Below are 9,464 nucleotides of genomic sequence, written 5' to 3'. Positions count from 1 at the left end.
GTAGGTGAACGCGGGGACTGGAAGGTGGTTGAGCGTTATGTAAAAAATCAGGGTAAGGAGTCGGAAACGAAGCAGTTACGCCTCCTCTGATACCCCGTGGCTTGCCACGGGGAGGTTCATTCCTTAAAATTAACGCGGAGCTATATAAACGCCGTCGACGCCTTTGGACAATACAATTTGCCATAATTGCATTTCACGTGCGCGAAAATAGCCGGCACAAGATAAAAGATAATATGCCCACATTCGATAAAATGTTTCATCGTAAAATGACCTTAGTTCACCCCAATGGCGAGTGAAATTTTCATGCCAAGCCAGCAGCGTTTTATCGTAATACGCACCAAAATTTTGCCAATCTTCCATCACGAAAAATGGTTCTATGGCTTGTCCTATTTGCTGGATTGATGGAAGCATCCCATTTGGAAAAATATATTTTCGTATCCAGGGATCCGCGAGCATGTTGGTTTGATTGTTGCCTATGGTATGCAGCAAAAATAAGCCGTTATCTTTAAGAGAGCGTGCAACAAGTTGCATGAAAGTACGGTAATTCATGAAACCCACGTGTTCAAACATGCCTACGGAAACAATGCGGTCAAATGTTTGTTCGATCTCTCGATAATCTTGTAATTTAATTTCAATATCCAAACCCTTGCAGCTTGCTTTTGCCCATTCATACTGTTGCTTGGCAATGGTTATACCTGTCACTTTAACGCCGTAATGTATCGCTGCATATTTTGCAAGGCCGCCCCAACCGCAGCCAATGTCCAATAGATGCATGCCTGCTTGCAAGTTTAATTTTTTACAAATTAGTTCCAATTTTGCCATTTGCGCTGCGGCTAAATCAGCAGTGTCTTTAAAGTAGGCACAACTGTAAATCATCTGCTCATCAAGCATTGCTTTAAATAAATTGTTTCCAAGGTTGTAATGGCTGCCTACTTGTTTTGCACGGCGTTTACTTTGCAAATTAATTATCTTAGCCAGCAGGTTTTTGAATATTACCCGCCATGGGATATTTATTTTTTCTTCTAAATGCGCACGTGCTATCCGTTCGAATAAGAGGTCCAGCCGTTCGCAATCCCACCATTGCTGCATATACGCCTCACCAGCTCCCAAGCTCCCGTCTTTAAGGCAGCGAGCATAAAATTTTGGATTATGTACGCTAATATCCCAAGGTCTTGTGCCATTAATGGCTATCCCTGCTGCTTCAAGCAGGGTGGTCAGTGCCTTTTCTTCCGGTTTTTTCATCGTCAAGAGATCCAACGCTAAAGCAATATTCACTATATAGATTAGAAGTGGTTTGCACTTTTTGCAGATAGGATGCCAATGTTGTTGCAGGCAGGGTTTCATTTTAACCTTGTGCTTAAATGCATTTACAGTTATGTTTCCAAGTTTGCAGATGTTGTTATTCACTGAATGAACGATTTTATTAAATCCTTGCAGGCGCGTTTGCCAGAGCTTGAATGGAAGTTGCATGGTGTTATTTCCATAAAACCGGAGCAGCTTCCCAGAGGTTTGTTTAGACAAACGACGCCACAAGCTTGCGTTCGGGAAATTAGAGAAGATTTGACTCATTTGATAACCATGCAAAAGGATGGAAAGAGTGCCCAATATTTGGCAAAGCGCATCGAGCAAAAAATAAATGTATTGGTGCAGATTTGCAAAAATAATAGGGAGAAAAAAGAAACAGACGCGCAACCGCCATTTGGATTTAAATCGTTTGTTACGAGGCAGCAATGGTTGCAAGCTCTTGAACAAGAAATTGCGACATTATCAGCACAGCAACAGGCTCTCCTTGCAAGCCTGAAACAATTACAGAAAAAAAATGATGCGCAAGCTGTACTTGGCTTACGATCAGAATTAGGACAGTTGGAGCGCCAGTTAACGTTGGCCAAAGAAAAGTTTGCTCAAGTGCTTGCATAATACAGGCTTAATCAATGGAGCAGGGATGTTCAACAAAATTCTTGTCAGTAACCGTGGAGAAATTGCGTTACGCATCATTCGCGCCTGTAAAGAAATGGGCATTGCAACTGTAGCCATCTACAGTGAAGTTGATCGTTATGCAATGCATGTGAAGCGTGCTTCTCATGCCCATTGTCTAAGCAAAAATCCTCTGGATGCTTATTTAAACTGTAGACGCATCATCGAATGCGCAAAAGCCACGGGTTGCGAAGCCATTCATCCTGGCTATGGGTTTTTATCGGAGAATCCTGAATTTGCAAACCAATGCGAACAGGCTGGCATCGCTTTCATCGGCCCTGCAGCACCCGTGATTGCCACCATGGGTTCAAAAGTAGCTGCCAGGGATGCCATGCGCAAAGCAGGATTACCGATTATTCCAGGAAGCGTTGGGAATCTGGAAGATGTCACCGAGGCGATAGGCTGTGCTGAAAGCTTAGGTTATCCGGTCATGCTAAAGGCTACTTTTGGCGGAGGCGGCCGCGGTGTGCGTATTTGTCATGACCGCGAGGATGTCCGGCAACAATTTGCCAGAGTGCAATCGGAGGCGGGCAAAGCATTTGGTGATACGCATGTGTATATGGAAAAATTGCTGCATAAACCAAGACACATTGAAGTGCAAATATTGGCTGATCATTATGGCAAGGTATTAAATTTATTCGAGCGTGATTGTTCTATCCAACGCCGCCACCAAAAATTGGTTGAAATTGCCCCAGCACCCCGACTTGATGAAGTCACGCGTGGCAAGTTGTACGATTATGCGGTGCAAGCCGTTAAAGCCGTAGGGTATACCAATGCTGGCACCGTGGAATTCATGGTGGATGAAGAAAATAAGATTTATTTTTTAGAAATGAATACTCGTTTGCAAGTCGAGCATCCGATTACCGAACAAATCACAGGCATTGATATCGTGCAAGAGCAAATTCGCATTGCGGCAGGTGAACCATTGCGTTTTAGTCAAGAACAGATAACCAGGCGCGGGTTTGCCATGGAATTTCGCATCAATGCGGAAGATCCGCAAAATGATTTTCTCCCAAGTTTCGGGCGTATCACTCGTTATTACCCGCCGGGAGGTCCCGGGGTAAGAATGGACAGCGCCATTTATACCGGTTATGTAATCCCTCCGGATTACGATTCGCTATGCGCAAAATTAGTCGTATGGAGTTTGGATTGGGACTCTGTTTTACATCGCGCCCAGCGAGCGTTATCTGAGATGCGCTTATTTGGTGTAAAAACCACCATACCTTATTATCTGGAGATGCTTAATTCTGCGGAATTGCAGCAAGCTCAGTTTGACACCGGAATCATTGAAGCGCATCCTGAGTGGCTGAAATATTCCAATAAGTCCATACCACAGCACAAAGCTGCCATTATTGCTGCAGCCATTGCCATTTCCAATCAATCTGTTGAATTATAAGCTATAGCAATAGCGGTGTCCTATACTTGTTATATGGGGCATTTATATGTTTAAGATGAACTTACCTCTAAAGCAAATTCTTTCTACTCAAGCTTCGCCGCAAGATTTGTATTCCTTTTTTAAAAATGCAGGCGCTTTCGATAAAAGCGTTGAACGAATTGCTAGAGAGGCATTCGTCATCGTGGGTGAAAACAGCAAAAAGCCAAAATGTTTCATTAAAGATGCCAAGCGGTTAGTCGATCTTTATAAAAGCCATCAAGTTTTTGGAGAGGCTGATCCGGCAGATTATCGTTCAATTTTAAAAATGGTGACGAGTTTATCGCAAGATTTCACTTCGGAAAATTTAAAAACATTTGTTTTAAATCTTAATAATCAAAGTGGGATAATATTTCCTAATGATTTAGGAAAAAATGCTCTCCGACAATTTGTGGTATATGGTGATGATACGGTAGTCATCAAGCCAGGCATGGAAGCCGCTTTTAAACATTATTTAGAAAATCTGCAAAAATATTTAATAGCAGAAGAAAAAAGCTTAGAAGAAAAGAGGGCTTTTTATCGCGAAGAAATGCAACCACTATGCCTTGCCGCCTTAGTAGTTGCCGGCTCACCCAAATATGCACCTCCTGCGGAATCAAAAAATAATAGAGAGCAAACGAAAAATGTGGATTACAGCCTGCAATACAGAGCTTTGCTAAGCTTAGCGGAACTTGCCAACGACGATGCCGAGCTCTCTGATTTATTAGAGCAACGCCAGCAATTTTTGGCAGCTGTTCATGATACCCAAGTTGCTAAAAGCACCATACAAAATGTAGCGAAGACATTGGCTGACAAAGGGATTAATGCCACCTCGCTAACTACAGCAGATGACGAGCTTTATGTGCAAAAGATGAATACATGGCAGCATACCTATAAGTCTGATTTGGAAGTTTTTGCTGGGAAATTATACAGTTTAGTGCTGGGGCCGTTTCAACCTGATGTAAAAAAAATTATGGATACAAGTTCTCTTTTTTCCCATGAAAGAGGAGACGGGAATTTATCGTCAGGCATTCTTTCCTCATACAAAGAATCATTTCAATCTTGGAAAAGCATGGAAAAACAAGGAGTTTTTTCCATAAAAGAAGACCAATATGCAGAGCTTGCCAACTTGGTTGTGGCGTCCCTTCTCTTTAGAGAAAGAGATTTACATTATGGAAATCTTGGTTACATAGAAGATGAAACCGGCAAGCATTTGATAAAAATTGATCATGATCAAAGTTTATTTGACTTGCAGGAACCTAACCACGAAATAGCAGATATTTCAGCCAAAATTATTAATGAATTACCCATTATCAATGAGAAAAATTACGATTCACCTCTTGATGATGCACCTTTCAATTTTTTGGCAAAAAGCATTGGACGACTTGAACATACCATTATCAAAAATGAAATGGTCAGATTACAAACTGATCCTAAATTTAAGGATGCATTACATCATGCCTTATTAAAATGCAGCTTGGCTCCAAACAAGTTGATGAAAGATTTGGCGGATGAGCATATTCTTAATGCAAGCCATCGAGCTGCTGTTATGGAGAATGTGCAGGCAAGACAGGATAAATTATTTACGGAAGCTTTAAAGCTTGAGTCATTTCAGCAATTTCTGAATAATTTGCAACCTGAACAACTTACAGCAATTATTTCGGAGTACGGGGAGTTTCAACAGCAACAACCGGTTGCGAAGGGGGTTAATCCACTGTTTAAAGAAAAATATTTTTACCAGAGTTTGGTAAACCGGTTTGAGCATCTTAAAGAACAATGCAAGGAAAATAGCATTGAAACGCCAGCCTTTGCTGCTAAGATAAAAATTCTTAATGAAAAAATTGCCTCTATTGATGCGAAACTCATGGAAAATTTTCAAGATAAATTTGGTGCGCATACTCCCTCTGCTGAAATCGAAAAGGCTACGCCGCAGGCAAACGCCTTCAACCGTGCTTGGGAGTCTATAAAATTATTTTTTACTGCTGTGATGAGTTTTTTTTCTGTAAGCTCACCTTCAAGTGTCGATGAGGTTGAATTACAAGAGGCGACGCCTCCAACCGTTTCTCATGAGCGTTCAGGCAAGGGTGAGGAAGAAATTTCAGTACCTGAGGAAATACCTTCTTTGGAAGCAGTTGAGGCAGTTGACGAGCTTTCAATCGATGATATTGACCCTTCTCCTTTGCCTATCGAGCAAAACGCTATTTCTTTTTCTGGCGCGCAAGAAACGACGTTGGAATTATCTAACTGGCGAGAAATCAAGCCTGTGCCAATCATAGAAAATTCAACAGGAACCGAGACGGGAGAAGGCATGGAAGCAACTCGAATTTTCAAAGTAAAACTTAAGCAGCTCCAGCCAACACCTTCATTGCCTGCAGAGCAAGAAAAATCCTCCAATTTAAAGGTAGGAAGCCCTTGATTCAGGTTAAGTTTGCACCGTTATTAAATAATTGTCGATTAAACGTATTTCATCGATTTTTACCGCAGCAAACCGTCTGTTTGCGTGTTCCTCCACATAGTCAACCTGGATGGCATTTTCCTTAAGTTTGGTAAGGATGGCCTCACATGATGAACCGTGCAGAAAAATTTGTGCAAATTTTTCTGCACGCGCTCGCTGCTCCGAGTTTAAGCGATTATTGCGGGAACTGAAGGCAAGACCGCTTTTTTCGCGTATCGTTGGGCAAGCTTTTATTTCAATGTCCATAAAAAAAGCGGCAACCATATCTTGAATTAACTGCAACTGCTGAAAATCTTTTTCGCCAAAATAAGCACGGCTGGGTTTGACTAGATTAAATAGCTTCATCACCACTGTGAGCACCCCGGTAAAGTGTCCTGGTCTTTGTCGTCCTTCCATTAACCCGCACAGCTCGTTTTCATGAATTTGATAACGATAGCCATCGGCATACAGGGTTTGTTCATCAGGCAGCAGACAATAATCCACTCCCAACGAAGTCAGCAACGACAAGTCAGCCTCCAAACTGCGAGGATAATGTATGAAATCCCCGCGTTGATTAAATTGCGTAGGATTAACAAAGATACTGGCTATCGTAATATCGTTCTCCTGGCGGCAGCAGTCATACAAGGAAGCATGTCCTGCATGTAAGTTTCCCATGGTGGGCACAAAACCTATGGTGTTGGTATGCGGCAGAGTGGCGCGTATGCGCACCCATTCTGCTAGGTCGTTTATTATGTGCATTGGCAATCCTTGTTAAAAAGTATGTTCGGCAGCGGGAAATTCGGTTTTTTGGACCTGCTGCACATAAGCATCAATAGCCTGTAGCATCAATTCCTTCGCCTGCGAGAAATGTTTGACGAATCGTGGCTTAAAAGCTGTTTGCAAGCCTAACATGTCATGCCAAACTAATATTTGTCCATCTGTTTCTGCGCCTGCGCCAATTCCGATGGTTGGGATTGCAAGGGATGCGGTGATGGATTTGGCTACCTGACTGGGGACACACTCAATGACTAGCGCAAAGCATCCAGCCGCTTCAAGCTGTTTTGCCTGTTCCAGCAAAAGCTTCGCCTCGTCATTTTTTTTGCCTTGCACAACATACCCGCCTAATTGATGTACAGATTGTGGGACTAGGCCAATATGGCCCATGACTGGAATCCCCGAAGTCACCAGGTAAGAAATCGTTTCACAAATATCGGGATCCGCTCCCTCCAGTTTGATGGCGTTAGCCCCCGCTTGCATTAATCGCTGGGCATTTTTCATCGTTTCAGCCCGGGAGATCCGGTAGGAAAGGAAAGGCAAATCGCTGACTAAAAATTTTCCACGCAAGCCCCGCGCTACGGCCGCCGTATGCATTTCCATCATGCCCATCGTGGCCATAATGGTGCTTTCATGGCCGTGAACCGTCATGGCAAGGGAGTCGCCTACCAACACGCAATCCACTTTTGATTCAGTGATCATGCAAGCAGAAGGATAATCGTAACACGTGAGCATGCTAATTTTAGCATTCAACTCTTTTTTACGTTTGAAATCGTGAATTTTCATAACCCCCCCTGAAGTGGAGGCATGCAGGCGAGTTGAAAAACATCAGGTACCTGTCGCATTGGATCAAGTCCTCCATTAATTAAATAATAACGTCACCGCTTAAGACAAGTCGGTGCGACAATCATCATCTTCCAAGTTGCAAAAGATGCTGCTTAATCATAATGAATAGGCATTAAAATGCAAGATGAGTTATAATTTAGGCCACAACGAAAATATATTTTTCATATGCCTGGCCTTATCACTTTAATAAAAGCAGGCTTTGAGAATACTATACGCCTTAACGTAATAACCAGCAGGTTTTTATATGCAACTTTCTGATTTATTAAGCCATCCAGGTGAACATTCCCTCTTTCTGCAAGGCGAAGCCGGCTCGATAGAAACCATGGTTACTGTGCCTGAGCAACCCCATGGAAAATTTATTGCATTATTAGGCCATCCCCACTCCCTGCAGGGAGGCACAATGAATAATAAGGTCGTAACCACCTTGGCTCGTACGTTTAAAGACATCGCAATACCAAGCATTCGCTTTAATTTCCGCGGCGTGGGAGAGTCGGCAGGTACGTATGATGGTGGCATAGGTGAGAGTGCAGATATGCGTCAAATTGCAGAACTTGCATTGCAAGCCATGCCCAAGGCCCAATGTATTTTTGCCGGATTTTCTTTCGGTTCTTATGTTGCGTATCGTGCTGCAGCGCATTTTGTTTCAAGAGTATTGATTACGGTGGCCCCGCCGGTTCATCATTTCGATTATCACGAATTTTTACCCCCACACCCCTGGATCATACTGCAAGGGAATGACGATGATGTTGTGCCAGCTTCATTAGTACTGGATTTTTGCAAAACCATTTCCCCAGAGCCTTGCTTGTTGCAGTTTGAGGAAACAGGGCATTTTTTTCATGGCAAGTTAATTGAACTTAAAACGCGTTTAATTGAAGCTTTGCGCTCTGAGGCTGGGATCCCATGACTATTCTTGCCCGCTATGATTTAGCCATCGAGCAAGGGGAAATTACAAATGATCCCTTACAAAGACAAATCTTACCCCACCTACAACGCATAGCCGATGAATTAAGCAATGATAAACGTTCATGGTTGAGACGAGGGCAGAAAAAACTGATTCCTGGCATTTACTTGTATGGGCCTGTAGGCGCTGGGAAAACGTATTTAATCGATTTGTTTTATGATGCCATTGGCGAGCGGCGCAAGGCGCGTTTTCACTTCCACCATTTCATGCAACAAGTGGATGCAGAGCTGCGGCGCCTGCAAGGTCAACAAGATCCGTTGCCTAAAATTGCTGCCAACCTGGCCAAAACCACGCGGGTTTTGTGTTTGGATGAATTTTTAGTCCATGATATTGCAGACGCGATGATTTTAGGTGAGTTATTGCAGAATTTAATCGCTCAGGGCGTTATTTTGGTTGCCACGTCCAATACCCGTCCCGATGATTTATATCTTAATGGTTTGCAAAGGATTCGCTTTTTACCGGCTATTGATTTGCTGAAACGCCATTGTGAAGTGTTGGTTCTAGCAGACAACCGCGATTATCGATTGGGGCGAACGCCTTTACTCAAAGCGTACCTAACGCCTTTGAGTGAAGAAAATGAGCAAATATTAAATCAACAATTCCATGCAATTTCAGCAAATGTCAGCGAGCAAACAAAAATTTGCATACAAAATCGGGAGATTCCCTGTATAAAATACAGCGAGCGTGCGATTTGGTTTAATTTTGATGTCTTATGCAATATTCCACGCAGCCAATTGGATTATCTGGAAATAGCAGGGCGGTTTGAGACAGTTTTTGTCAGCAAGGTTCCTGTTTTAAGCCGTGATGATACCACCAAGGCTTTGTTGTTTATGCATTTTATTGACGTCATGTATGATAAGGGGGTACGGGTTATCCTTTCTGCAGCGGTAGGAATCGAGCAATTATACAGTGAAGGTGCTGTTTCAGTTTCTTTCCAGCGTACATTAAGCCGTTTGCATGAAATGCAATCCATTGATTATTTGCGCAGGCATAAGCGTCGGGAAGACGTGCAGATGCCGGTTAATTGAGAATGATTATCATTTATGTTAAAATGAATTTTTTTC

8 protein-coding genes are annotated in these 9,464 nt (G+C 42.8%); 5 read left to right on the top strand and 3 right to left on the bottom strand.

All coding sequences use genetic code 11. The features are described from left to right. Nucleotides 1-129: 129 nt before the first annotated feature. Nucleotides 130-1,242 carry a cyclopropane fatty acyl phospholipid synthase gene (gene cfa / locus ELY11_RS03475; RefSeq protein ID WP_127032530.1) on the bottom strand — a complete coding sequence of 371 codons (1,113 nt, stop codon included), beginning with the start codon at nt 1,240-1,242 and terminating at the stop codon, nt 130-132. Between the two features lie 168 nt (nt 1,243-1,410). Here cfa and ELY11_RS03470 point away from each other — a divergent pair, with 168 nt between their 5' ends. Genes ELY11_RS03470 through ELY11_RS03460 form a run of 3 tightly spaced genes read left to right on the top strand, consistent with a single transcriptional unit; the run spans nt 1,411 to nt 5,801 of the window. Then, nucleotides 1,411-1,917, top strand: a complete 507-nt coding sequence (locus tag ELY11_RS03470; protein WP_126953749.1) for a hypothetical protein — start codon at nt 1,411-1,413, stop codon at nt 1,915-1,917. A gap of 25 nt (nt 1,918-1,942) precedes the next feature. Beyond that, a complete protein-coding gene (locus ELY11_RS03465) occupies nt 1,943-3,370 on the top strand; it encodes an acetyl-CoA carboxylase biotin carboxylase subunit (protein WP_126953748.1) in 1,428 nt (475 codons plus the stop codon). A gap of 46 nt (nt 3,371-3,416) precedes the next feature. Continuing rightward, a complete protein-coding gene (locus ELY11_RS03460; protein WP_126953747.1) occupies nt 3,417-5,801 on the top strand; it encodes a hypothetical protein in 2,385 nt (794 codons plus the stop codon). Nucleotides 5,802-5,807: 6 nt separating this feature from the next. Here ELY11_RS03460 and panC read toward each other — a convergent pair whose 3' ends face one another. Both panC and panB read right to left on the bottom strand, forming a co-directional pair. Continuing rightward, nucleotides 5,808-6,578 carry a pantoate--beta-alanine ligase gene (gene panC / locus ELY11_RS03455; RefSeq protein ID WP_126953746.1) on the bottom strand — a complete coding sequence of 257 codons (771 nt, stop codon included), beginning with the start codon at nt 6,576-6,578 and terminating at the stop codon, nt 5,808-5,810. A 12-nt stretch (nt 6,579-6,590) separates the two neighbouring features. Further along, nucleotides 6,591-7,379, bottom strand: a complete 789-nt coding sequence (gene panB, locus ELY11_RS03450; protein ID WP_126953745.1) for a 3-methyl-2-oxobutanoate hydroxymethyltransferase — start codon at nt 7,377-7,379, stop codon at nt 6,591-6,593. A gap of 304 nt (nt 7,380-7,683) precedes the next feature. Between panB and ELY11_RS03445 the strand changes: the two genes are divergently transcribed. Both ELY11_RS03445 and zapE read left to right on the top strand, forming a co-directional pair. Further along, nucleotides 7,684-8,343: an alpha/beta hydrolase gene (locus ELY11_RS03445; protein WP_127032529.1), complete on the top strand. Its 660-nt coding sequence runs from the start codon at nt 7,684-7,686 to the stop codon at nt 8,341-8,343. After that, nucleotides 8,340-9,428, top strand: coding sequence for a cell division protein ZapE (zapE, locus tag ELY11_RS03440; protein WP_127032528.1), 1,089 nt, complete (start codon nt 8,340-8,342; stop codon nt 9,426-9,428). Before ELY11_RS03445 ends, zapE begins: the two co-directional genes overlap by 4 nt. The last annotated feature ends 36 nt before the right edge of the window (nt 9,429-9,464 follow it).

Origin of the sequence: Legionella septentrionalis (genome assembly GCF_003989745.1) — a bacterium.
In the GTDB taxonomy this organism is placed as follows: domain Bacteria; phylum Pseudomonadota; class Gammaproteobacteria; order Legionellales; family Legionellaceae; genus Legionella_A; species Legionella_A septentrionalis.
The sequence above is the reverse complement of the archived record's forward strand: the minus strand, read 5'-3'. Positions and strand labels throughout refer to the sequence as shown.